Source organism: Fulvimarina pelagi HTCC2506, assembly GCF_000153705.1.
In the GTDB taxonomy this organism is placed as follows: Bacteria; Pseudomonadota; Alphaproteobacteria; order Rhizobiales; family Rhizobiaceae; genus Fulvimarina; species Fulvimarina pelagi.
Genome location: NZ_DS022272.1, coordinates 1,581,566 through 1,606,421 on the forward strand (window position 1 = coordinate 1,581,566; position 24,856 = coordinate 1,606,421).

21 protein-coding genes are annotated in these 24,856 nt (G+C 62.6%); 15 read left to right on the forward strand and 6 right to left on the reverse strand.

The window, feature by feature from the left end; genetic code table 11:
• Positions 1-70 precede the first annotated feature (70 nt).
• Both FP2506_RS07430 and chrA read left to right on the forward strand, forming a co-directional pair.
• On the forward strand, positions 71-502 hold the full coding sequence (locus tag FP2506_RS07430) for a DUF4112 domain-containing protein (protein WP_007066816.1): 432 nt from the start codon (positions 71-73) through the stop codon (positions 500-502).
• Between the two features lie 117 nt (positions 503-619).
• Complete coding sequence (gene chrA, locus FP2506_RS07435) at positions 620-1,810, forward strand: chromate efflux transporter (RefSeq protein WP_007066817.1); 1,191 nt, start codon at positions 620-622, stop codon at positions 1,808-1,810.
• A gap of 6 nt (positions 1,811-1,816) precedes the next feature.
• On the opposite strand, the gene FP2506_RS07440 is transcribed toward chrA, so the two are convergent.
• Positions 1,817-2,272, reverse strand: coding sequence for a methyltransferase family protein (locus tag FP2506_RS07440; RefSeq protein WP_007066818.1), 456 nt, complete (start codon positions 2,270-2,272; stop codon positions 1,817-1,819).
• A gap of 140 nt (positions 2,273-2,412) precedes the next feature.
• On the opposite strand from FP2506_RS07440, the gene FP2506_RS07445 reads away from it, so the two are divergent.
• The gene (locus FP2506_RS07445) at positions 2,413-4,491 is read left to right on the forward strand and encodes an NAD(+) synthase (RefSeq protein ID WP_007066819.1); all 2,079 of its coding nucleotides are present in this window, start codon (positions 2,413-2,415) and stop codon (positions 4,489-4,491) included.
• A 36-nt stretch (positions 4,492-4,527) separates the two neighbouring features.
• Here FP2506_RS07445 and FP2506_RS17950 read toward each other — a convergent pair whose 3' ends face one another.
• The gene (locus FP2506_RS17950) at positions 4,528-6,513 is read right to left on the reverse strand and encodes a hypothetical protein (protein WP_007066820.1); all 1,986 of its coding nucleotides are present in this window, start codon (positions 6,511-6,513) and stop codon (positions 4,528-4,530) included.
• A 50-nt stretch (positions 6,514-6,563) separates the two neighbouring features.
• Positions 6,564-7,859, reverse strand: a complete 1,296-nt coding sequence (locus FP2506_RS07455; RefSeq protein WP_007066821.1) for an adenylosuccinate synthase — start codon at positions 7,857-7,859, stop codon at positions 6,564-6,566.
• A gap of 287 nt (positions 7,860-8,146) precedes the next feature.
• Here FP2506_RS07455 and FP2506_RS07460 point away from each other — a divergent pair, with 287 nt between their 5' ends.
• Together FP2506_RS07460 and FP2506_RS07465 are read left to right on the forward strand one after the other, a co-directional pair.
• Positions 8,147-9,037: a DMT family transporter gene (locus tag FP2506_RS07460; RefSeq protein ID WP_007066822.1), complete on the forward strand. Its 891-nt coding sequence runs from the start codon at positions 8,147-8,149 to the stop codon at positions 9,035-9,037.
• 234 nt (positions 9,038-9,271) lie between these two features.
• On the forward strand, positions 9,272-10,375 hold the full coding sequence (locus FP2506_RS07465; protein ID WP_007066823.1) for a GGDEF domain-containing protein: 1,104 nt from the start codon (positions 9,272-9,274) through the stop codon (positions 10,373-10,375).
• Between the two features lie 818 nt (positions 10,376-11,193).
• Here the strand turns inward: FP2506_RS07465 and serA are convergent.
• The 3 genes from serA to FP2506_RS07480 all read right to left on the reverse strand — a co-directional run bounded on the left by serA (position 11,194) and on the right by FP2506_RS07480 (position 15,188).
• Complete coding sequence (gene serA, locus FP2506_RS07470) at positions 11,194-12,792, reverse strand: phosphoglycerate dehydrogenase (RefSeq protein ID WP_007066824.1); 1,599 nt, start codon at positions 12,790-12,792, stop codon at positions 11,194-11,196.
• Positions 12,793-12,999: 207 nt separating this feature from the next.
• The gene (locus FP2506_RS07475) at positions 13,000-14,175 is read right to left on the reverse strand and encodes a phosphoserine transaminase (RefSeq protein WP_007066826.1); all 1,176 of its coding nucleotides are present in this window, start codon (positions 14,173-14,175) and stop codon (positions 13,000-13,002) included.
• 110 nt (positions 14,176-14,285) lie between these two features.
• A complete protein-coding gene (locus FP2506_RS07480) occupies positions 14,286-15,188 on the reverse strand; it encodes an outer membrane beta-barrel protein (protein WP_007066827.1) in 903 nt (300 codons plus the stop codon).
• A gap of 296 nt (positions 15,189-15,484) precedes the next feature.
• Here FP2506_RS07480 and metX point away from each other — a divergent pair, with 296 nt between their 5' ends.
• The 10 genes from metX (at position 15,485) to FP2506_RS17955 (ending at position 24,831) form a co-directional block, all read left to right on the forward strand.
• Complete coding sequence (metX, locus tag FP2506_RS07485; RefSeq protein ID WP_007066828.1) at positions 15,485-16,672, forward strand: homoserine O-acetyltransferase MetX; 1,188 nt, start codon at positions 15,485-15,487, stop codon at positions 16,670-16,672.
• Positions 16,669-17,325: a methionine biosynthesis protein MetW gene (metW, locus tag FP2506_RS07490; RefSeq protein ID WP_007066829.1), complete on the forward strand. Its 657-nt coding sequence runs from the start codon at positions 16,669-16,671 to the stop codon at positions 17,323-17,325. Before metX ends, metW begins: the two co-directional genes overlap by 4 nt.
• A gap of 465 nt (positions 17,326-17,790) precedes the next feature.
• Positions 17,791-19,155 (forward strand): sensor histidine kinase, encoded by a 1,365-nt coding sequence (locus tag FP2506_RS07500; RefSeq protein WP_007066831.1) that lies wholly within the window; start codon positions 17,791-17,793, stop codon positions 19,153-19,155.
• Positions 19,152-19,793, forward strand: a complete 642-nt coding sequence (locus tag FP2506_RS07505) for a response regulator transcription factor (protein WP_007066832.1) — start codon at positions 19,152-19,154, stop codon at positions 19,791-19,793. Before FP2506_RS07500 ends, FP2506_RS07505 begins: the two co-directional genes overlap by 4 nt.
• A 219-nt stretch (positions 19,794-20,012) precedes the next feature.
• Entirely contained in the window at positions 20,013-20,285 is a 273-nt protein-coding gene (locus tag FP2506_RS07510) for a PepSY domain-containing protein (RefSeq protein WP_187289030.1), read from the forward strand.
• A gap of 110 nt (positions 20,286-20,395) precedes the next feature.
• Positions 20,396-21,373, forward strand: a complete 978-nt coding sequence (locus FP2506_RS07515) for a PQQ-dependent catabolism-associated beta-propeller protein (RefSeq protein WP_050765019.1) — start codon at positions 20,396-20,398, stop codon at positions 21,371-21,373.
• Positions 21,374-21,423: 50 nt separating this feature from the next.
• Positions 21,424-22,122 (forward strand): hypothetical protein, encoded by a 699-nt coding sequence (locus tag FP2506_RS07520; RefSeq protein ID WP_007066835.1) that lies wholly within the window; start codon positions 21,424-21,426, stop codon positions 22,120-22,122.
• Between the two features lie 71 nt (positions 22,123-22,193).
• A complete protein-coding gene (locus FP2506_RS07525; RefSeq protein ID WP_050765023.1) occupies positions 22,194-22,991 on the forward strand; it encodes an ABC transporter ATP-binding protein in 798 nt (265 codons plus the stop codon).
• Positions 22,988-23,857 carry an ABC transporter permease gene (locus tag FP2506_RS07530; RefSeq protein WP_007066837.1) on the forward strand — a complete coding sequence of 290 codons (870 nt, stop codon included), beginning with the start codon at positions 22,988-22,990 and terminating at the stop codon, positions 23,855-23,857. Before FP2506_RS07525 ends, FP2506_RS07530 begins: the two co-directional genes overlap by 4 nt.
• Before the next feature lie 65 nt (positions 23,858-23,922).
• Positions 23,923-24,831, forward strand: coding sequence for a hypothetical protein (locus FP2506_RS17955; RefSeq protein ID WP_007066838.1), 909 nt, complete (start codon positions 23,923-23,925; stop codon positions 24,829-24,831).
• Positions 24,832-24,856: the final 25 nt, after the last annotated feature.

Here is a 24,856-nt window from a genome sequence, read left to right on the forward strand (position 1 = left end):
ACGCTTGGAGAACTATCGCAGCGTTCCCATATCGATGCCCGATCACAGTTCTGCGAGGTTCGCCCCCGACATGGCTCAGGCCGACGATATCTACGACCCCGATCGAATTCGCCGATTGAAGCGGCTGGGCAAGGTTGCGCGCCTGATGGATACGGCGATCCGTATTCCGGGCACCGGCATCCGCTTTGGTGGCGACTCCATTGTCGGCCTGCTGCCCGGGGTCGGCGATGCGGGCGGCGCACTCATCTCGCTCTGGATGGTCAACGAGGCGCGCCGGCTCGGCATGCCGGGTTCCAAGATCGCGCGCATGCTCGCGAATGTCGGCATCGACGCAGGGCTCGGCACGATTCCCGTTGTCGGCGACGTGTTCGACGTCTTCTTCAAGGCTAACAAAAGGAACTTCGACATGATCGCCGATCATTTCGGGGAGCACCATTTCGCCGAGGACGTCGACATGGGTCGACCGATCAAGGACGTGACTCCGCCCCGCGGCCGCCGCTGAGCGCTCTGGACGTGCTGTCGTGCGCCCGTCATCTTCGGCTGACAGACATCGAACCCGAATGCGCGGCGACTGACGATCGATACCTTTCGTCGCGCGATTTCGCAGTACGGAGCGTGCGTGACCGACCTGGCCGATCCGAGAAGCGACGAACCGCATCGCCATCGTGAAATTTTATCGGCCTTTCTGAAGCTCGGCTTTACCGCCTTCGGCGGCCCGATCGCTCATATCGGTTATTTCCGCGAGGAATTCGTTAATCGACGCAGGTGGCTGACCGATACCGCCTATGCCGATCTTCTCGCGCTCTGCCAGTTCCTGCCCGGACCCGCTTCCAGCCAGGTGGGCTTCGCGATTGGCCTCCTGCGGGGCGGCTTCCTCGGCGCGCTCCTCGCCTGGACGGCCTTCACCCTTCCCTCCGCCATCGCGCTGATGCTTTTTGCGCTCGGCGCAGGAATGGTGACGGAGGGGATCGGTGCGGAGATCATCGGTGGGCTCAAGATCGCGGCGGTCGCCGTCGTCGCACACGCGCTCTTCGGTATGGCAAAAACGCTGACCCCCGAACCAAGGCGCGCATCGATCGCCGTTCTCGCTATCGCGGTCCTCGCGCTTTTGCCCGGTGCGGCGGGCCAGATCGCGGCGATCGTCGCCGGCGGCGTCGCCGGAATCCTCGCCCTCTCGAACGACAAGCATAACGAGGCCGGCCTTCCGCCAATCCGCATTCCTGAGCCGATCGCCCTCGCCTCCCTCGGCCTCTTCGCCGTACTCCTACTCATGGCTCCGTTCCTTGAGAGCTTCGGGCCGCTCACCGATTTTCTCGCCGGAATTTATCGGGCGGGCGCGCTCGTCTTCGGTGGTGGCCATGTTGTGCTGCCACTCCTCAGTGCAGAGACCGTCGCACCAGGTTTCGTCACGAGAGACACTTTCCTCGCCGGATACGGCGCAGCCCAGGCCGTTCCCGGCCCGCTCTTCACCTTCGCTGCGTACCTCGGCACGCAGGCTGGCGGGCCGATTTGGGGCGGCCTTGCTCTCGTCGTGCTCTTCATGCCGGGCGTACTGCTGCTGATCGGTATCCTCCCCTTCTGGGACTCGGTCTCATCGTCGTCGCGCATGCGCTCGGCCCTTGCCGGCGCGAACGCTGCCGTCGTCGGCATTCTCGCCGCCGCGCTTTACGATCCGGTCTTCACCAGCGCGATACTTGGCCTGCCGAGCTTCGCTCTCGCTGCCTGCCTGTTCGTCTTCCTTAACGTATGGAATGCGCCACCCATATTGGTCGTCGCACTCGCCGCGGTCGGCGGACCCTTCGTACTCTGACGCTCTTCACCAGCGCCGCGACTTCGCAAAATAGCGCTCGGCCTCCGCGCCGAACGCCTTGCGCAGTCTCGCCTCTTCGTCCCGAACGAAGCGGGTGGTGATGACGGATGGAAAACTGAGCGCGATCAGAAGCGAACTCAGCCCCCCGAGCCACAATGCAACACCGATGAGGACCAGCGCCATCCCGGTATAGATTGGGTTGCGATTGATCCGGAAAGGTCCCTCGACAATGAGCGCCGTCGGCGTTTCGCCAGGCTCTATCGCGGTCTTTTTGCGGCCGAACCAGATCGCAGCCCAGATAGCGATGGCAAAGCCCGCAAAGGCGAAGATCGCGCCGAGCGCCGCCGTCAGAGGAGCCCCGAAGGTCACGATCGGCAGAACGCTCGCCGCGACCCATTCGGCGACGAAGAAGCCGGCCGCCCAGATCGGCGGGAGATCTGGAAACTTGTCGCGCATCGCCATGTCGAAATCCTTCCCGGCACTGTACCCGTTAAGGCTGGCACAGTTTCGCATGAAGGCAATTCCCCATTCCCTTCGCAGAATCCGGTCGGCACTGCTATATCCTGACCGGTGGACCAAAACGCGGGACTCGGCCGAGCGGCATGACCGAAACGCAATATGGCGCCGTTCCCGGCGCATTCTTCGATATCCACACCCACGGCTTCGTGCGTGTGGCGGTCGCAACCCCCACGGTTCGCAACGCCGATCCCGCCTTCAATGCAACGGCCATACAGGCCCAGGCCCGCGAAGCATCCGAAGCCGGCGCCGATCTTGTCGTCTATCCCGAACTCTGCCTCTCCGGCTACGCCAACGACGACCTGCATCTTCAAGCGGCACTGGTCGCACGGACGGCTCAGGAGATTGCATCGCTAGCCGAAGCGACCCGCGAGCTCGGGCCTCTTCTGCTTGTGGGTGCGATCGTCGAGCGATCTGGCAGTCTTTACAATACCGCCGTCGCGATCCACCGCGGCACGATCCTCGGCGTCGTCCCGAAGACCTATCTGCCGAACTATCGCGAATATTACGAAAAGCGCTGGTTTGCTTCCGGCGCCGGCACCGAAGGGCAGACCATCGCGCTTGCCGGAACGTCCGTCCCATTCGGCCCCGATCTCCTCTTCGCCGCCGAAAACATGCCTAGCTTCACAGTGCACGTCGAGATCTGCGAGGACTATTGGAGCCCCTCCCCGCCTTCGATCGACGGAGCGCTCGCCGGCGGCACGATCCTCTGCAATCTCTCGGCCTCCAACATCACCATCGGGAAGAGCCGGGAGCGCCATCTCCTCTCGGCGTCCCAATCGATGCGCTGCCTCGCGGCCTACATCTATTCCGCGGCCGGCCACGGGGAGAGCACGACCGACCTCGCCTGGGACGGTCAGGGCGGCATCTACGAGCTCGGCGATCTGATGGCCGAATCCGCGCGCTTCTCGCACGAGAACGCCCTCGTCTATTCGGATATCGACACTGGCCGCATCCGCCAGGAACGCCTGCGCATGCCGACCTTCCACGATGCCGCCGTCCAGCGCGGCAAGCCGGAAAGCCGCTTCCGCAGGATCGCGTTCGAGCACCGCCCGGGCGTCGCCGTCACCGATCTCAAGCGCCCCGTCCGCCGCTTCCCCTTCGTACCGAACGATGCCGAAAAGCTCGATCAGGATTGCTACGAGGCGTTCAATATCCAGGTCGAGGGTTTGATCACCCGCTACAAGGCGACGCCGGGCGAAATGATGGTGATCGGCATCTCGGGCGGGCTCGATTCCACCCATGCCCTCATCGTCGCAGCCAAGGCCTGCGACCGCATGGGCGTATCGCGCGAAAAGATCCTCGCCTTCACCATGCCGGGTTTCGCGACGGGCGACTCCACGAAGTCCAACGCTTGGGCGCTGATGCGCGCCATCGGGGTCACGGCCGAAGAAATCGACATCCGTCCCGCCGCCCGCCAGCTTTTCGCCGACATGGGGCACCCGTTTTCGGACGGCGAGCCGGTCTACGACATCACCTTCGAGAACGTGCAGGCCGGCCTGCGGACCGACTATCTCTTCCGTCTCGCCAATCAGCGCGGTGGCTTCGTCATCGGCACGGGCGACCTCTCCGAGCTCGCCCTCGGCTGGTGCACCTATGGCGTCGGCGACCAGATGAGTCACTACGCCGTGAACACTGGCGTACCGAAGACCTTGATCCAGTATCTCATTCGCTGGTGCGTCAGTTCCGGCCAGTTCGATCCCGAGACTGACACCGTGCTCAACGCCATCCTCGACACGGAAATCTCGCCCGAACTCGTGCCACCGGATGCAGCAGGCGGTCTCCAAAGCACGGAAGAGAAGATCGGCCCCTACGAGCTCAACGATTTCTTCCTCTTCCACACGCTTCGCTACGGCCTGCCGCCGTCGAAGGTTGCCTTCCTCGCCTATCACGCCTGGCGCTCGACGTCCGAGGGCCGCTGGCCGATCGGCTTTCCGGAGGCGAAGAAAAACGCGTACGATCTGGAGACGATCGCGGACTGGCTGGAGAAATTCCTGTTCCGCTTCTTCCAGACCTCGCAGTTCAAGCGCTCGGCTTTGCCGAACGGCCCGAAGGTCTCGGCCGGTGGCAGCCTGTCCCCCCGCGGCGACTGGCGCGCACCGTCCGATGGACGCGCCGACCTCTGGCTCTCCGAACTGCGCGAGGCGCTGGGCCGCAAGAATTAACGCCCGTCCGAACGATCGCGGACGAGCGGTGTTGCCTCAGGTCCGGCTATCCCAGGCAGCGATCGCCTCCTTGAAGGCCCGGTCTCCCGGCACGCCCTTCTCGATCGAGACCAGTGCCCGGCGTCCCGACGCGTAGGCGATCGGGATGTCGATCCACTGCTGGCCTTCGAGCAGAGCGAGGTTGTTCTCCACCGCCTGATCGAGATTGTTCAGCGCGATGATGAAAAAACCGTCCGAAATCTTTCCCGCGACGCCGATCAGCGGTTCACCGCGCGCCTGCTCCGTCCGCTTGAGAGCCAGCCGCTGCACGGTCGCGACGTTGCCCCCGGCGAAGCTGTCCGGCGTATCGAACATCAGTTCGATCACGTGGCTGGCCGGGAGCGTCGGGTCCGCATTGCGCCGGATCGTCATCGTCATGGTGACGTCTTCTTCCGGAATTTCCGCGACAGCGCGAATTGCCGGTTCGGGCGGCTGCCCCTCGATCGGAGGTTCCTCGACGACCGACCAGACCACGTTGCCGGTTTCCTGCGTGCCCGGCTGGTCGGAGGTACGCTCCTGATAGAAGACGGTTCGCTGAGCCACCGGAACATTGCCGTTTTCGCCGGGATCGACGGCGGCGACATCGGTGTTCTCGCCGTCCGCATCCGCCTCAGGCGTGCCCTCGGCCGTCTCCCCACCGACGATCTCCGGATCACGGCCGATCTCGCTCGAAAGCGTCGGCGAAGTCCCTTCGCTCACCGGATCTTCCGCAGTCGTTGCAGCCGCGACGTCCGTGCCCTCGCCGAATTGGTTCGGCTGACGCTCGGCCGGGCCTTCGTCGACTTCCGTCCCGTCCGGCAGGAGACGCTGCGTGTAGTCCCGTGTCGTTCCTTCCGTCTCGCCCGCCGCGCCGTCACCCGCCGCCGCGGTTTCGGTCCCCGCGCCCGCATCGTCGCCTGCCGACGGCTCGGGCGTGTCGCCATCCTCGGGCGAAAGCGTCGCGACAGCCGGTTGTTCGTCACCGAGAATGGCGGTTGATATGTCGTCGCCGTAGAAATAGGCAGCGGCACCGAGGCCGCCAAAGATCACGAGAAGCGACAGGATCCCGAGGATTGCCCCACTGCGTTGGCCGTGCCGCTCCTGCGATTTTGGCACATAGGCCGGGGCCGAAACGTCGGCCTCTGGTATCGAGACCGATCCACCGTCGGCGTCGCCGGCCGAGCCTTGACGGTCGAGAGAGAAATCGTCGCCGTCCGTTCCGCGCTCATCCTCGTGCATATCGTCACGGGAATAGTCGGGCTGCGCCATACCTGCGCCGGCCACGGGCGCTGAGCCGGAACCGACGAACGGTCCGTCGGAAGCCGGCTCGTCGTAACGCTGATCCGCTTCGCTGCCCCAGTTCGAATTGGCAGGCGCCGGCGTACCACCGCGATCCGCGGCGGCATCCTCTGCATGAGGCCGCTCATCGTCCGCTTCACTTTCACTCCCCGGAGCAGCGCCCCAGGACGAGTGCACGGCCTCGTGTGTCGCGTTGTCCGGGTCGTCGTAGCGTTCACCCTCGTCGTGCTCCATCTCCGCCCGCTGCGAAGAAGTGGTCGCGTCACTCGGTTCCAGCGAAGCATCCTCGAGACGATCCTGAACGACCTCGGCCTGGTAGTCCTCCTCGGTCGCCGTCAGATCGTGCTCGTCACTCTCGCCGTCCGCAGCGTTCGTATCTTCGGCCGGCGTGGTCTCCTGAGGCGGCTCGTCCGGCACGCTTTCCGGCTCGCGTTGGAATGTTTGCGCCGCTGCGGGTTCGTTCGCGGTCTCAAGCGACGCACCGCCGTTTTCGATGTTGAGATAATGCTGTTCGGTGCGCTCGATGGCCTCTTCCAGCGCATTCAGCCGCGCCGCCGCAACGTCATCACCTAGCGGCGGGTTCGCGACCTGAATCTGGCGCTGAATCGCGGCGCGAGCCTTGTCATAGACGCGGGACCGCATGTCCGGCGTCGATCGCGGAAGTCCGTCGATCGTCTTGCGAAGTACGCCGCTCAAGTCAGCCATGAAACGCTAATACCCAGTTTTCTCAAAGCCAGCATTGATCCATCGCAAGTCTAGTCCTGAAACGGATCGCGAACAAGTATCGTGTCGTCCCGTTCGGGCGACGTCGAAAGAAGAGCGACAGGTGCCGAGACCAGTTCCTCGATATGGCGGACATATTTCACTGCCTGTGCTGGTAGATCGCTCCAGCGGCGCGCGCCGGCCGTGGTTTCGCTCCATCCTGGCAAGGTCTCGTAGATCGGTTCCAGCGCTTCCTGGTCGGCTAGACTTGCCGGCAGATAGTCGATCACCTCGCCGTTCAGCCGATAACCCGTCACGACTTTGATCTCTTCAAGGCCATCCAGCACGTCGAGCTTGGTCAGCGCCAGCCCCGACAAGCCGTTGATCGCGACTGCCTGGCGAACCAGCACGGCGTCGAACCAGCCGCAACGCCGCTGCCTGCCGGTCACTGTACCGAATTCGCGGCCCCGTTCCCCCAGGAACTTGCCGATCTCGTTCTTCTGTTCGCTGGGGAACGGTCCCTCGCCCACCCGCGTCGTATAGGCCTTGGTGATGCCAAGCACATAGCCCACCTGCCCCGGCCCGGTACCGGAACCGGCCGCCGCCTGCCCTGCGACGGTGTTCGAGGAGGTGACGAACGGATAGGTGCCATGATCGATGTCCAGCAAGGAGCCTTGCGCGCCCTCGAACAGGATACGCTCACCCGCCCGCCGCCGGTCGTCGAGCAACCGCCAAACGCGGTCGATGAACGGCGTGATCTCGGCTGCGACGCATGTCAGTTCTTCAAGAATGGTCTGATGATCAATCTCGGGCTCACCCAGCCCCCGCCGGAGCGCGTTGTGGTGCGCGAGCAGCCGCTCGATCCGGCCCGGCAGAGTCTCGATATTGGCGAGGTCCATCACCCTTATCGCCCGGCGCCCGACCTTGTCCTCATAGGCTGGACCGATCCCCCTGCCCGTCGTGCCGATCTTCATGCCCTTCGCCGCTGCCTGCTCTCGCGCGGCGTCGAGCTCGCGATGCAACGACAGAATCAGCGCCGCGTTGTCGGCGATTCTCAACTTGTCAGGCGTGATCGTTACGCCCTGTTCTTCCAGCCGGCGCTTCTCGGCGACGAAGGCGTGCGGATCGAAAACCACGCCGTTGCCTATCACCGAGAGCTTGCCCTCGCGCACGATTCCCGAAGGCAGGAGCGACAGCTTGTACGAGACCCCGTCGATTACCAGCGTGTGGCCGGCATTGTGGCCACCCTGAAAGCGCACGACGACGTCCGCCCGTTCGGACAGCCAATCGACGATCTTGCCCTTTCCTTCGTCGCCCCACTGGGATCCGACGACGACGACATTGGCCATGGAATTCTCCTGCTGATCCTCGCTCGCCTTCGCCGCCTCTCAGAGGTCAAACAAGGCGAGCCCATTGTGCTCGGAAAAGCCACGTCTGAAGGCCTTTCGCCACCACGCCCTATAGAGGACCGTCATTGCAGATGCGAATGGGATAAACGTAATTCTTCGACTGTTTCACCCCCTTATCTGCTCCTCAAGCCTTGTCTCCCCCTTGTGAAGCGGCATGTTCCGCCTCCCCGCCTCATCCCAAGCGACGCGAGCGTCTGTTCGCGGTTACGATACCTCCATACGTTCCCATGATTCGCGTCCTCGCCAGTTCCTATGTCCTGCTCGCCCTCACCATGCTGTTCTGGGGTGGCAACGCGGTCGCGGGAAAGCTCGCGGCCGGGCACGTCTCGCCTATGCTCCTCACTCTTATCAGATGGACACTCGCCACCCTCTTCATGGCGCCGTTTGCGATGAAACACCTGAGGGCGGACTGGCCCGCCATCCGCCCGCGCATGATGACACTTTTCCTCCTCGGAGCTTGCGGCTTCACCTTGTTCAACGCATCGCTCTATGCCGCACTGAACTTTACGACCGCGATCAATGTCACCATCGAGCAGTCCTCGATGCCGCTGGTCGTCTTCGTTCTCAACTTCCTGATCTTCCGCTCCGGCGTCACTGGCTTCCAGGTAGCGGGCTTCCTCTTGACCTTCACTGGTGTTCTCTTGACCGCCACGCATGGCGATCCGGCCCGCCTTTTCACGCTTTCGCTCAATATTGGCGATGCGCTAATGCTTGTCGGCGTCTTCATCTACGGCGCCTATACGGTGGCGTTGAAGGTCAAGCCTCAGTTGTCGTGGCAGTCGATGATCTTCTGCCTCTCACTGGCCGCCTTCCTCGCTGCGATCCCTTTGGCGATCGGCGAATTCGCCCTCGGCCACACCATCTGGCCGGACGCGCAGGGCGCGACCGCTGCCCTCTACACGGCTATATTCCCGGCCCTGATCGCCCAGTCCCTTTATATCCGCGGTGTCGAAGCGATCGGCCCCAACCGTGCCAACCTGTTCGTCAATTTTGTCCCCATCTTCGGGGCCATCCTCGCGGTGCTGATCCTCGGCGAGGCGCTCTACGCGTATCATGTCGCGGCGCTGGCGTTCGTGATCGGGGGAATATTGCTGGCAGAGCGGGGCGAAAAGATATGATCGAACTGAATGGTTGAGATCAAGGCGCTACCGAAGCGCGCATCATCGAGTGCTAAAGTCAAAGACAAGTAGAAGTACCGTTAGGTCAAAAAGACGAGACTTCTGCCATTCGTTTTGTTCGTAATATTATTCGCAAACCAAACCAATTCGATAAGAAAACTCTTTCGTTTGCAGATGGGTAACTTCGCCTGAGCTAAGGAGGATAGCACGGCGCCAATGCCGAGGAGGTGAAGAATGCCCAGCCCTGAATTCCTGCTTGGCATAGTGAATGCACTGGGCGTTTTCGCCCTTATAACGCTGGGCTATTCGTATCTCCTTCGCTATACGCAGCCTGGCGTCGTCCGGAGCGTCGCGATCGGGCTGATGTTCGGTGTTGGAGCATGTCTCGCCATCGCCAATACCACGGAGTTCATTCCCGGCCTCTTCATTGATCCGCGCGCTGTCATGCTGGTCCTTGCCGCACCTTTCGGCGGCCTGTTGTCGGCTGTGATCGCTGCGGCCATCGCCTGCGCCGCACGTCTTCATGAAGGCGGCGTCGGCGGCCCGGCGGGCGCCGGCAATATCGTCGCGACGGCTCTCATCGGGGTCTTGTTCGCGAGATATGTGATCGGCGACGCACGTTCGATCTCGATCGGCAAGTTGTTCGCGATGGGCCTGGCAAGCAACATTCCGCTTCTCTTCATCCTCACTGTTCCCGTCCCGAACGCCGCTGAACATTTTATGCGTGCAGTCGGCCCGTTGACCGTCGCCGACACGCTCGGTGTCCTTGTTCTCGGCCGTGTCCTCAGCGATGCCTGGCGGGCACATCAGTCTGCCGAGCGCCTGTCTGTGGAAGCGACCACAGATCCCCTCACCGGGCTTTCCAACCGTCGGCATTTCGAGCGTCGAGTCGGGCCTCTGCTGCAGCAGGCCAATCATCAAGGCACGCCTGTCTCGCTGCTCGTCATCGATGTCGATCATTTCAAGCGTATCAACGACAGTTTCGGCCACGAGGCGGGCGATACCGTCCTCGTTTGGATCGCTGAGATCGTCCGCAGCCAAGTCCGCGGCTGCGATATCATTGCGCGATACGGCGGCGAGGAACTCGTCGTCGCCATGCCGGGCGCCGATTCGAGGCGCGCCATGACCGTCGCCGAACGCATTCGCGCTGTCATCGAGGCGAAGGGTCGGATCGAACCCGGCGACGGTCACCGCATCACCGTCAGCATCGGCGTCTCAACGCGTCTCGCGCGCTACGCAGACCTCTTCAGCGCCGCCGACGAAGCTCTCTACGCTGCCAAACGCCAGGGTAGAAACCGCGTCGTCACCGAACCAGTCGCAGTCGCCCAGGCGGCGTGAGGGGGCTACAACTCCCTGACGCACTAAGAGATCCGGCTTCCCTCCCGCCTCGTCGTCCCGGCCTACGAACTGGGATCCATGCCTGAGGCCCGTCCTCCCTGATGCGGGTCGCGATGAAACCCCCATTCTCTCCTCGTCATCCCGGGCTTGACCCGGGGTCCATGCCTGAGACCTCTCATCCTTGACGAGGGCGGCGGTGGCACCACCGAACGTGCCGAAAGCCAAGAGGAATGGGCGCCATGCGCGATCAAGTCCGTGGTGACAATCCTCTCTAAGTCCTCAGCAAAATTCTTATCCCCGCCCCAACCCACACCCCCATAATGCCCTCGCCACGCATCTTGAGGGCACGGGTGATCGCCGGGATCGCTTCGGGATGCATGGCCTGCGGGTCTGCGGCGCGGCTTCTTCCGGAGAGGTCACGTCCCGGACGCCTCGCGGCTCCGTTGGTCCCTCGCGTACTATGGCGCGGGTGCGGATCGGTCCGCTTGAACGGGAGGCCGGCAAGGCATCCCGTGAAGCACCAACAGCCGCCGATGGTTTGGGCCGAGCCCAATGCCAAGCCTAATGCACGGCACCCCCCGCCTCTTGCAAACGAGGCCGGCGTGCCAGCGGGGCGAGGCATCGGGCAAGGCGGGAATTCTCGGCGAAGCGAGTGCGAAAATCCCGCGCGGAGCGCCGGAGGTGAGCCGCATACAAACTGAGTTCGGAGGGCTCGCCTCCGGCGCTTCGCCGCCCTTCTTCACGCGGCGCGACGACGAAAGCTTCTATGAAAACCCCGGCCGCGGAACGCGGCGCGGGAACGCATCAGTGCGTTCTGTTCACGAGATTCCATCAAAGCGTAGAGCGACGGCGCGATGGATCTCTTTGTGATCGCGCACCTGATCGAGGACGCCTTCGGGGACGGCCGAATCGACGTAAAGCAGCGCGATCGCATCGCCGCCAGGCCGGTTTCGGCCGAGCTGGAAGTTCGCGATGTTGACACCTGCCTTGCCGAACACCGTACCGAGCAGGCCAATGATGCCCGGGGCGTCATTGTTGGTCGTGTAGACCATATGCTCGCCGATCTCGGCATCGATGTTGATGCCCTTGATCTGGATGAAGCGCGGCTTGCCATCGGAGAAGACGGTGCCGGCGACCGATCGAGTGAACTTCTCTGTGACGATGGTCAGCTTGATGTAGCTGTCGAAGACGCCCGACTTGTCGCGGGTCGATTCGGTGATCTGGATGCCCCGCTCGCGCGCCATGATCGGCGCCGAGACCATGTTGACCTCGGCGACCTGGCTCTTCATCAACCCGGAGAGCGTGGCCGACGTGAGCGCCTTAGTGTTCATCTCAGCGACGAGGCCGTCATAGACGATCTCGACTGACCGGATCGGTTCTTCGGTGACCTGACCGACGAAGGCACCGAGACATTCGGCAAGTCGCACGAAAGGCGTCAGGATCGGCGCTTCCTCGGCGGTGATTGAGGGCATGTTGATCGCGTTCGTAACCGCGCCACGCGTCAGATAGTCCGACATCTGCTCGGCCACCTGTAGCGCGACATTTTCCTGCGCTTCGGTGGTCGAAGCTCCGAGATGCGGCGTACAGACAACGTTATCGAGCCCGAAAAGTGGGGAGTCTTTTGCCGGCTCGGTCTCGAACACGTCGATGCCGGCGCCCGCCACCTTGCCGGACTTGATCGCGTCCGCAAGATCGGCTTCGACGATCAACCCGCCGCGTGCACAGTTCACGATGCGCACGCCGTCGCGCATCTTGGCGAGCGATTGGGCGTTGATCATGCCGCGGGTCTTGTCGGTCATCGGCGTGTGTAGAGTGATGAAATCGGCCCGTTTGTAGAGATCGTCCAGTTCGACCTTTTCGATCCCCAGCTGGCTCGCCCGCTCGTGCGAGAGATAGGGATCGAAGGCAATGACTCGCATTCTCAGGCCGACACCCCGGGTCGCGACGATAGCGCCGATATTGCCGCAGCCGATGACGCCCAGCGTCTTGCCGGTGAGCTCGACGCCCATGAAACGGCTCTTTTCCCACTTGCCGGCCTGCGTCGAAGCGTCGGCCGCCGGCAGCTGGCGCGCAACGGCGAACATCATCGCAATGGCGTGCTCGGCGGTCGTGATCGAATTGCCGAAGGGCGTGTTCATCACGATGATGCCCTTCTTGGAAGCCGCCGGGATGTCGACATTGTCGACGCCGATGCCCGCCCTGCCGACGACCTTCAGGTTCGTGGCAGCATCGATGATTTTCTCGGTGACCTTGGTCGCGGAACGGATCGCAAGACCGTCATACTGGCCGATGACCTCGAGGAGCTTCTCTCTGTCCTTGCCGAGGTTCGGTTGGAAATCGACCTCAACCCCGCGGTCGCGAAAGATCTGGACGGCGGTTTCCGAGAGTTTGTCGGATACGAGTACGCGTGGTGCCATGGGAGGTGTCCTTTAGATGAGGCGCTGCCGCGGTGGCGCGCTCTATAATGTATCGAGCTTGGAGCGCCATCCCGTCCGGCCGTCATCCCGGGACTTCGTCCCGAGGATCCAGTGCGAATTGTCGGCACGGGTGAGGTAAGACCGGCAGAGATGGCGTGAATTCTGGATCCCCGGGACGGAGTCCGAGGATGGCGAATCGCGCAGCGCTCAGGCTGCCTTTTTCATCGAGGCCTTCTGCGCTTCGAAGGCCCAGCCGATCCACGGCATCAGGGCTTCGACATCGGCAGTCTCGACCGTCGCGCCGCACCAGATGCGGAGGCCGGGAGGGGCATCGCGATAGGCACCGACATCAAGGGCGACGCCCTCGTCTTCGAGCAGTTTCACGACGCCCTTGGCAAAGGCGGCCTGCTCGTCGTCCGATAGTGCCGTCACGTCGGGATCGGTGAAGGAGAGGCAGACGGACGTGTTCGACCGGATCGCCTTGTCTGTGGCCAGAAAGCCTAGGAAGCCATTCGCCTCGACATAGGCTTCGACGGCCTTCAGATTCGCGTCCGCTCGGGCCTTGAGCGCGTCGAGCCCACCGAGAGATTTCCCCCAGGCGAGCGCGTCGAGGTAGTCTTCGACGCAGAGCATCGAGGGTGTGTTGATCGTCTCGCCCTTGAAGATGCCTTCGATCAGCTTGCCGCCCTTGGTCATGCGGAAAATTTTCGGCAGCGGCCAGGGTGGCGTATAGGTCTCGAGGCGCTCGACGGCGCGTGGCGAAAGGATGAGTATACCATGAGCCGCCTCGCCTCCCATCACCTTCTGCCAGGAGAAGGTGACGACATCGAGCTTGTCCCAGGGAAGGTCCTGCGCAAAGGCAGCCGAGGTCGCGTCGCAGATGGTGAGTCCAGAACGGTCTGCAGGGATAGCCGAGCCGTCCGGCATCTTCACACCCGACGTCGTTCCGTTCCATGTGAAGACGACGTCGCGATCGAAATCGATCTTCCGGAAGTCGACGATCTCGCCGTATGGCGCTTCGAACTTGCGGACGTCTTCCAACTTGAGCTGCTTGACGGCGTCGGTCACCCAGCCGGAACCGAAGCTCTCCCAGGCGACGACGTCGGTGCCGCGGGCACCGAGTAGCGACCACATGGCCATCTCGACCGCCCCGGTGTCGGAGGCCGGCACGATGCCGATGCGGTAATCGTCTGGAACGCGGAGAATTTCGCGGGTCTCGTCGATGGCCCTTGCCAGCTTGGCCTTACCGATTTCTGCGCGGTGAGAGCGGCCAAGAGCGGCATCATGGAGCGCATCGAGGCTCCAACCGGGGCGTTTGGCGCAGGGGCCGGACGAGAAACGTGGATTGGCCGGGCGGGTGCCCGGCTTGGCATTCATGGTCATATCTTGACTACCCTTTCAGATAGGCGCGCCTCGTTGGGGAGGCGTGTCCCACTGACCGCGATATGACCTTCACGCCATCCGGTCAAGCCGGGACGGACGAGGATTCCAATCTACCAGAGCGAGTAGCGGACGCCGGCCCTTATCGTGTGGCGTTCAAACCCGTCATCTTCGGCACTGAAGCCGAACTTCTGAGCGTCCACGACGTCGTTGTCGAAGCTGTACATGTCCCCGCCATCGATGTTGAGATAACGGTAGCCGAGATCGAGCTTCAGGCTTTGCGACAAGTCGTAGGAAACGCCGCCCATCAGGGCGTAGGCGAAGCGCCAGGAACTTTCGCCTTTATATGACCCTGTGAAATCGGCAAAAGATGGGTCGCAGTCACTGCCGTCGTAGCTGCAGGACGCGCCGCCATCGACATCTTCGTAGTTGACCTGCGCCGCGCCGACACCGGCACCGACATACGGAGTGAAGCCGACATAGGTGCCGAGATCGGCATAAGCGTTCGCCATCAGGTCATAGGTCTGTACCGATCCGGAAAGGGAAGCGCGACAGTCGAGTTCGTCCGAGTCGAATGGGGGGTCGAAGGTGTTTCTGCCCATTTCGTAGCAGCTGTCCAACCTGCGGCTGCCCCCATCGAAGTCCGTTTTGGCATAGCCGAACGTCACGTCTGTGCGCAGGAAGTCGGTCAGGCGATATCCGATACCAACCGAGAATTCAGCGGTCCCATCGAGGTCGAACGACGAATCGCCTCCACCAAAGTCCTCGTACTGATGGCGCGAGTAGCCGACGCCTGCCCGGTACTGATATTCATTGAAGTCCGGACGGTATTCTCGGTGGCTGGCATCGACATCCGACGAGAACGCGTAGCCAACATCGCCGCGCAGGTACCAGCCGTTGCCGATCTCGACCGGCTGCAGCTCGGGAGCCGCCTCGTAGATGGGCGTCGCATAGATCGGAGGCAGGTCTGCGGCGTTGGCCGTAGACAATGCGAGCACCGATACGCCCGCGGCCACGGCCGCTCCCCATTTTTTAGTCATAGCGGCTACCCCTGCTCGAAGGTGTTGCGTCGATCTCAAGATCGATCATTCGAGTGGACGATGCCGTAAAAGCGTTAAGAGCCGCTTAACCCTGTTTTTTAACCACGATTTCCGAGATCGACGCTGTGCGTTCGCGAAGGGTCCCTGTGGCCTCGAAATGCCGCAACTACGCGCAGCCGCGAGTGAGCTTCGACAGAACTTCCGATGTTTCCCCGAACGATGCGATACATTAGAGACGGGGCACAATGGATGAGTTCGAACCCGGCAGGACCATGAGTGCAATCGCCGTCGACGAGGAACTGACCCGCGCCGCGGGCAGCCGCGAGGCCTACGAGCCGTCGAGCCCCGTCGCCGAATTCGGCGCGAGCGAACCGCTGCGCCTCGACGCAGGGATCGATCTTGCTCCGTTCCGAATAGCCTACAACACCTATGGCGAGCTCAATGCAGACAAGTCGAACGCCATCTTGATCTGCCATGCGTTGACCATGGATCATTATCCCGCGAGCCCATCGCCCACGACGGGCAAGCCGGGTTGGTGGTCGCCGCTGATCGGCGAAGGCAAACCGATCGACACCACGAAATTTTTCGTCATCTGTTCGAACGTCATCGGCGGATGCGGCGGCTCGACCGGACCGGCTTCGCTCGACGCGGCGTCCGGCGATCCGTTCGGCCTGAACCTGCCAGTCATCACCGTGCGCGACATGGTGCGGGCACAGAAGATGCTGGTCGAGCGATTCGGTATCGACACCCTGTTCGCCGTCGTAGGCGGATCCATGGGCGGGATGCAGGTGCTGGAATGGACCGTGAGTTATCCGGATAAGGTCTTCGCGGCCGTTCCTATCGCTACCGGCGCCCGTCATTCGGCCCAGAACATCGCCTTCCACGAGATCGGCCGCCAAGCGGTAATGGCTGACCCGGAATGGCATGGCGGACGCTATTTCCAGAAGGGAAAGCGTCCCACGAAGGGCCTCGCTGTCGCGCGGATGACAGCGCACGTCACATACCTCTCCGAGATGGCGCTCCACCGCAAGTTCGGTCGCAATCTTCAGGACCGAGACACGTTCGGCTACGGTTTCGACGCGGATTTCCAGATCGAGAGCTATCTCAGACATCAGGGCTCGACCTTCGTCGACCGGTTCGACGCGAACTCGTACCTCTACCTGACGCGCGCGATGGACTATTTCGATATCGCCGCCGACTTCCAGGGCCTTCTCGCCAATGCCTTCCAAGGGTCGAAGACGCGGTTCTGCCTGATCTCGTTCTCCTCAGACTGGCTGTTTCCGACTGCCGAGAGCCGCGAGATCGTGCACGCCCTGAACGCAGCAGCAGCCTCGGTCTCTTTCGTCGAAGTCGAGACCGATAAGGGCCATGACGCCTTCCTGCTCGACGAGCCGGATTTCTACCGGGCAATGGATGGGTTCCTGTCCTCGGCGGCGCGCGCGCGAGGGCTTTGCGAGTGAGCACGATCGATCTTTCCGGCACCGCGACATCGGCGACGGTCACCGCGCCGCCCAGCGCACGCGTCGACCTCGACATCATCGCCGAACTGGTGATCCCCGGCAGCCGCGTCCTCGACGTCGGCTGCGGCGACGGCTCGCTGCTGCAGCTCCTGGAAGCGCGCCGCCAGGTGGACGGGCGTGGGGTCGAACTCTCACAGGCCGGCGTGAACGATTGCGTGGCCCGCGGGCTTTCGGTCATCCAGGGCGATGCGGACCGGGACCTCGTCTACTATTCCGACCAGTCTTTCGACTACGTGATCCTGTCGCAGACCATCCAGGCGACGCGAAACCCGAGGGGAGTGCTCACCCAGATGCTGCGGATCGGCAAACGCGCGATTGTCTCGTTTCCGAATTTCGGCCACATCGCCGTGCGCGCGGCGCTGATGTTCCGGGGCCGCATGCCGCAGACGAAGAACCTTCCGCAACCCTGGTACGACAGCCCGAACATCCATTATTGCACGATCCGCGACTTCGTCGCGCTTGCCCAGGAGATCGGCGCCGAAGTCGAGACGGCGCAGGCAATCAACGCGACCGGCCAGAAGATGGCGATGGCGATGCCCTGGTCGTTCTGGAACCTGTTCGGCCAGCAGGCGGTCTTCGTCCTCAGGAAGTAGGTGATACCCGCCCGCCTTCCGCGCCGGCGGCGCCTTGGAATAGTCGCCTCAGGTTTACCTATCGCAGAGAATGTGGCGCGGCACAGCTCTTCGACCTTTTCGATACCGAGTTTGATACACGGGGCGAGATCGGCCTGCAGCCACTAACGTCACATAGATAGACCCTGGTCGTCACCCACGATTGCGGCGCGACGCACTGCTGTACCTCCATCGTGCTCTTCCGGAAATGGGATGGCGGCCAGTGGGCTGCGGTCTTCGAGAGTCTCTGCTCCGGCGAGGGCATGTCCTGGTTCGGATGGTTTGTGTTCGAACGAAGCGGCGATACGCTTCGGCGGACCGACTGGTTGAGCGATCCGGCCCAGGCGCTGTCATCGCCTCGTTTCTCTGAATTCAAGCGCTGCTCGGGCGAGCCCTCGAACCGTTAGCGTGTTGCCTCTGCAGCGATAACGGGGCAACACGTCTCTCGTGTCACTCAAAGCCCGCCTCGCCCTGACGCTCGCCATTGCCTTCGTCGCCATCATCGCGATCGGCGGCCTGCTGACCTATGAGCAGTCCCGCGATTCGATTGCCGCGGAATTGAGGGCGGCCGAGACAAGTGCCGCCAACCGGGTCGCGCAGCTGATCGCAGAATTGCCAGCAACGCGCGATATTCCAGGAAAGTTGCAGGGCTTCATCCGCTCGCACAACGGCGATCGCGATGTACGCATGATGCTGATCGATTCGCGCGGCGAGATTCGCGCTTCGTCCCAGCCGGCAGAAGTCTATCGCGGCCTCCCGCAATGGTTCGTCACCCTGCTCTCGCCTCCGCAGCCGACCCGGATAATTCCGCTGAGCGGGCTCGCAGCTCCGGTGGTCGCAGTCGTCGTCTCGATCGATCCGCGCAACGAAATCGCCGAGACCTGGAGCGATGCGATCAACGTCGTCGCCATCCTCGTCGCCTTCATTCTCGTGACCTTCGCCGCGATCTGGCTCGTGGTCGATCATTCGCTGAAGCCGCTTCATTCGATCCGCATGGCGCATGAGCGCATCGGTGCCGGCGAGACCGCGGTTCAAATCGAGCCGAAGGGACCGCCTGAACTTCGCGACCTCGCAAGAGGCCTGAACCAGATGGCCGACCGGCTCGGCGAGGCCTCGCTTGCAAACCGGAGGCTTTCCGAACAGCTGCAACGGTTGCAGGACGAGGAGCGCGCGGCGCTTGCGCGCGACCTTCACGACGACGTCGGTCCGCTCCTGTTCGCCATCGATGTCGAGGCCGGCGCAATCGCTCGAAAGCTCCTGAAAGACGAAGAGAGCGGTGCCGCCGAGCGTGCAAACGTCATCAAGCAGAATGCGGCGCAGGCGCGAAAGGCGGTTCGGCGCATCCTGACCGAATTGAGACCGGGCGTCATGCCCGGTCTTGGTCTGAAGGCAGCGCTCGAAGAACATCTCGCAACGCTCGGCCAGCGCCACCCGAACGTCACTTTCAAGATCGAGGCAGAAGACGCGACCTACCCGGCGCCGGTGGAAACCACTATGTTCAGGGCAATTCGCGAGGCCGTTAACAACGCCTTGAAGCACGGGCTACCGACAAGGATCTCCGTCAAGGTCGCGGAACGGGACGGCAACCTGACCTTCAATGTACGCGACGACGGCGGAGGTTTTGCCGACGGCAAGCAGAAAAGCGGCTTCGGCATCATCGGTATGCGGGAGCGCCTGGAGTCGGCCGGTGGGGCCTTGAAGATCGACGAAGTGCTTCTTCCCGCTGGCGTTCGTGTAGAAGGTCGCATACCTCTCTCGCGCAGAGCCGAACTGGCGACAGCGGATGGGAATGCGATGGAGCGTGAGACGTGAAGATCCTGATCGTCGACGATCACACGGTGGTGCGAGACGGCGTCAAGCGCCTCGTCGATACGCTGGGCGTTTCGGAATTCGGCGAGGCGGAGACGCCGTCGGAGGCGTTGAACGAGTTCCGTCGGCTGCGGCCCGACATCACCGTTCTCGACATCAACCTGAAGAACGGCAGCGGACTGGAGGTGCTGAGGCGGCTGAAGGCGGATACGCCTGCAGCAAAGATCGTCGTCTTTTCGATGTATTCCGACATTGCGTACGCGGCCTCTGCTCGGCGCGAGGGGGCGCTCGGCTATGTTGCGAAGAGCGCGCCGTCCGATGAGCTTCTCGTTGCGATCGAGAAGGCCTTGGAGGGAAAGACCTACACCGACACGGAGACGGCGGCGCTGATGAGCGAGCAACCGCAGAATGCGGGGCTTGATCTGCTATCACGGCGCGAGCTGCAGATTCTGCAGATGCTCGGCGAAGGCAATAGCCTGTCGGAGATCGCCGACGGGCTCGGCATTGCCTATAAGACAGCCGCCAACACCGCGACGAAGCTGAAGGAAAAGCTCGGCCTTGATCGGACCGCAGATCTCGTGCGTTTCGCCCTCGAAACTCGGGGCGGACGGATGCTCGCGGAGCGAACCGCGGAAGAATAACGGAGAATTCGGGTTCTTTCTTCACGTGGAGGCGTGAAGCCGGGAAGTAGTCCCGTTGCCGCAAAACCGGCTGCGACACATCCTACCCCCGGCCGCTGCCGATCCTTGCGTCTCCCAAAGGTGCGAAGGACGGTGGCGGCCGGTCCTTCGGGAATGCGCTGTGCAATCGCGAAGGTTTCCGTTTCACCCAAGATCTCATTGTTGGAGGACAGACAGATCATGATGAAACGCCTTCTTCTTGCTTCCCTTTTCGCAGCCGGCTCAACGATGGCTTTCGCCCAGGACGGTGATGATACCGTCGAGGAAATGGCCTCCGAGGAAGAAACACAAATGGTGCAGGAGACCCTGTCGAAGATTGGGTGTGAAGCGTCGAGCGTCGAAAAGGAGAGCGACAATCTCTTCGAGGTGGACGACGCGACCTGCGAAATCGGTCAGTACGATATCAAGCTCGATGGTGAATACCGGATCACGGTGATGTCCATCGACGAGTGAGCCGAGCTTGCGGAACGAGCGCGGCCCGTTTCTTCACGGGTCGCGCCGATTTCCGGACTTTGAATTTATTTCTCGGAACGCAAGCGCGTGCCGATCCCAAGGGAGGACCGATGAAGAACCTTTTGGTTTCCAGTGCAATCGCCGGCGCGTTGATGCTCGCTGGAACGCCCGCCTTCGCCTACAAGATTTTCGTCTCGAACGAACGGGGCAACGACATCACGGTTCTCGACTCGGAGAACTTTGAGGTGATCGACACCTTCGACGTTGGCCAACGTCCCCGTGGCATTGCGGTGAGCCCGGACGGCAAGAGCCTTTACGTCTGCACCTCCGACGACGACATCATCAAGGAATTCTCGACCGAGACTTACGAGTTCATCCGGACACTGCCTTCGGGACCAGACCCCGAACTCCTGGTCGTGTCTCCCGACGGGACGCGTCTTTACGCGGCGAACGAGGACGACAATCTCGTCACGATCATCAATCTGGAGACCGGTGCGCGTGTCGTCGAGGTTCCGGTGGGCGTCGAACCGGAGGGCATGGGCATCTCGCCGGACGGTCAGACGGTCGTGAACACGTCGGAAACGACGAACATGGCCCACTTCATCGACAAGGACTCCCAGCAGATCACGGCGAACGTGCTCGTCGATTCCCGGCCGCGCTTTGCGCAGTACAAGGCAGACGGCTCGGAAATCTGGGTCTCTGCCGAGATCGGCGGCACGGTATCGGTGATCGATGCCGAGTCGAAGCAGATCAAGGAAAAGATCACCTTCGAGATCCAGGGCATCCGCTCCGAGGCGATCCAGCCGGTCGGCGTGCGCATCACGCCGGATGACGCCAAGGCCTATGTCGCGCTCGGGCCCGCCAACCGCGTCGCCGTCGTGGACGCCAACACCTACGAGGTGCTGGACTATCTGCTCGTTGGCCAGCGCGTCTGGCAGCTCGCCTTCTCGCCCGATGCCGAGCACCTCTTCACCACCAACGGCATCTCGAACGACATCTCGATCGTCGACGTGTCCGAGGACGAGGTGATCAAATCGGTGCAGGTCGGGCAACAGCCCTGGGGTGTCGCCGTCGCGGACGTCGACTGACACCGGCCCTTCTCCCCACGATAATCGCAAAGCAGCAGACTGGAGGAATTATGCTGAACACCAAACTCTGGCTCGCCCTCATGGCATCGAGCCTCATCCTGGCGCCTGCGGCCCATGCCCAGGATGACGGCTCCGGCTCGGCCGAAAGCACGATGGAAGCGGGTGCCACGGACGACGCGGCCGCACCGGCGGACGACGCCGATGACGACGACGCAATGTCCGGCGAAGCCGCCGGCATGGACGATGACGACGATGATGATGACGACGATGACGATGACGTCGCATCCGGCGAGATGGTGCCGCCGGCGAGCGAACTAAACATCGCGCCGGGCTCGGAGGCCATGCCGGCCGCCGCCCTCAACGGCGACCAGATCGGTTTGCCGCCAGTCTCGCTCTCCTCGCAGATCATCACACCGCTCGTCATCGGCCAGGGCGGCGAGCCCTATGCGGTCAGTGCCAAGGACTTCGTGCTGCGCGCGGGCCAGCCTTATCGCTGGGACATCGTGTCCGAGGGCGGCGTCGAGTATAAGTGGCATGCGCCGGACTTCTTTCGGAACACCTGGATGAACCAGATCGTCGTCGAGGATCGCGAGATCCACATGGACGGCTCGCCGGCATGGCTCGAGTTCGATACCCAGGGGCCGATCACGGTTCAGTTCCAGACCATTCGCCCCGGGCGCTACGAATGGTATGTCGACGGCCTCGCCGAGGAACAGGACATGAAAGGCACGATTACCGTCGTCCCGTAAGCCCTCGCTGACACAACGCTTTTAGAAACGGCGCGCGATCCGCGCCGTTTCCGCATTGGGAGGCATATCGCTTGGCCCCATCGGCTGACGTTTCGAAGAGGTCTGCGCCGTTCGCTCTCGACGTGGACGGCGTCAGCCATTCTTACGGCGCGCGCAAGGCGCTGGACGATGTTTCGTTCACCGTGCCGCAGGGCTCGTTCACCGCTTTGCTCGGTCCGAACGGAGCCGGAAAGTCGACGCTCTTCTCGCTGATCACGCGCCTTTTCAATACGCGCTCTGGCGAGATCCGCATTCTCGGCTTCCCGTTGCGCCAAAAGCCCACGGAGGCGCTCCGGCGTCTTGGGGTCGTCTTCCAGGCGCGCACGCTCGATCTCGACCTTTCGATCAGGCAGAACCTTACCTATCACGCCGCGCTTCACGGGATCGGCCGCAAGGCCGCCGAACAGCGCATCGGCGAGATTCTGAAGAATTCCGAACTCTCCGAACGCCTCAGCGAGAAAGCGCGTAATCTTTCCGGTGGCCAGCTGCGCCGCATCGAGATCGTCCGCGCCTTCATGCACCGCCCGCGCCTCATCCTGCTCGATGAACCGACGACGGGCCTTGACATCAAGTCGCGCGCCGAAATCGTTTCCGAAGTTCGCCGGTTGGTCGAAGAGGAGAACGTGTCGGTGCTCTGGGCAACCCATCTGATTGACGAAATCGACGCGTCGGACCGGGTCGTCGTCCTGCATCGCGGCACCGTACTGGCGGAAGGCTCCGTCGAGGACGTGACCGAAGCCGAGAATGCCGAGTCGATTCATGAAGCCTTCACCCGCCTGACCGGGCTTGCTCGGCCGGATCAACCCAAGCAGGTGGAAACGCTAGCATGAGCGAGGCGGTATCAACCGAGCGCAGCGCGACGAACAAAGCACTCGATAATGAGCCGTCGGGATTTTCCGGGAAAGCATATGCCATCTGCGCCGGTGGTATTATCTGGCGCGAGGCGTTGCGCTTCCTGCACCAGCGCGAGCGTTTCGTCTCGGCCCTGGTGCGGCCGCTTCTCTGGCTTTTCATTTTCGCCGCAGGCTTTCGCCAGGTGCTCGGCGTCTCGATCGTGCCGCCCTACCAGACCTACATCCTGTACGAAGTCTACATCACGCCTGGCCTCATCGGCATGATCCTCCTCTTCAACGGGATGCAGTCCTCACTCTCCATGGTCTACGACCGGGAAACCGGCACGATGAAGACCCTGCTGGTGTCGCCCCTCCCCCGCTGGTATCTGCTGGTTTCAAAGCTCGCGGCGGGCGTCGCGGTGGGCATTCTTCAGGTCTACGTCTTTCTCGCCATCGCCTGGTTCTGGGACGTTCAACCGAACTGGATCGGCTATCTCTACGTCTTGCCGGCCCTTATTCTGACCGGCCTGATGCTCGGCTCACTTGGTATGCTGCTCTCCTCGCTCGTCCAGCAGTTGGAGAACTTCGCAGGGATCATGAACTTCGTCATCTTCCCGATGTATTTCGCTTCCTCTGCGCTCTACCCACTCTGGCGTGTGCAGGAGTCCAGTCCGCTCCTCCACACGATCTGCCTGTTCAACCCGTTTACCCATGCGGTGGAACTCGTGCGCTTCGCGCTTTATCAACAGTTCAATCTGGAAGCGTTTCTCATCGTGATCGGCTGCACCGTATTCTTTCTGGGCGCAGCAATCATCGCCTACGACCCAGCGCGCGGCACCATCGCCCGGAAGAAGCAAGGCTGATCGAACATACGGCTCGACAGAGCCCGCACACGAGACGAAACGCGACGAAAAGGGAGGCTTTTTCGATGACGACCCCAAAGATTTCTTTCCGCCCGGTCCGCTGCTGGGCCTGGATCGCCGCTGCGCTCTGCATCGCTCTCGCGCAACCGGCCTTCGCCCAGCGCGACGAGAGCCAGCCGCGCGACATTCCGGAAGGATTCGTGCTGCCGGGGCCGGCACCGACCAACGCGCCAAATATCAATCCCGACGGCACGGTACCGGATCAGGAAAGCCCGAACCCGGCGAACCAGCCCGAGACTCAGGCCGAACCCGATACCGAGAGCGCCGAGACCAGTGCGCCGACCTCACAGGGCGGGTCGCTCGCGCCGACAACAAGCACCGTCGTCGGCGAGGGCCAGCGTGCAGCCAATCCGATGGCTTTTGCGACTGCTCCTGAAACCGGCACGACGGACTGGCCCTGTGTCCAACGCGAAGTCGAGACGATCCAGGCCGCGCAGATGTGGGCCGGCCCGGATCTCTCGCTTGGGAATGAGGTCGAGCGCACGCCGGAAATGCGAGCCATCGTCGACCGCGCCATCGCGCGCCGAATCTCCGGCAACGAGGCCCAAACCCTGGTGCGCGAATACATCGACGCGGTTCCGGAGGGCGATCGCGAAGCGGTGGCGGCCGCGCTCTTCGGTGATATCCTCGATCGCCTCAACGCAGAACGCGGCCAGGTTATGAACGGCATCTTGCGCTACGGTTCACGGCAGAAGCAACTCGCCGACGCCCTGCGTTCGAAGGCGGCTCGCATGGCAGAACTCCGCCGCGAGGGCGATGCGACCGCCTTTGCCGATATCCGCGAAGAAATCGCCTGGGACACTCGCGTCTTTGATGATCGGCGGCAGTCGCTGACCTATGTTTGCGAAGTGCCGATCCTGATTGAGCAACGCGCCTTTGCTCTTGGAAGAGAGCTCAGCCGGGGTCTCGGCTGAGGCAGCGCAACGGCGCGTCGCTTTC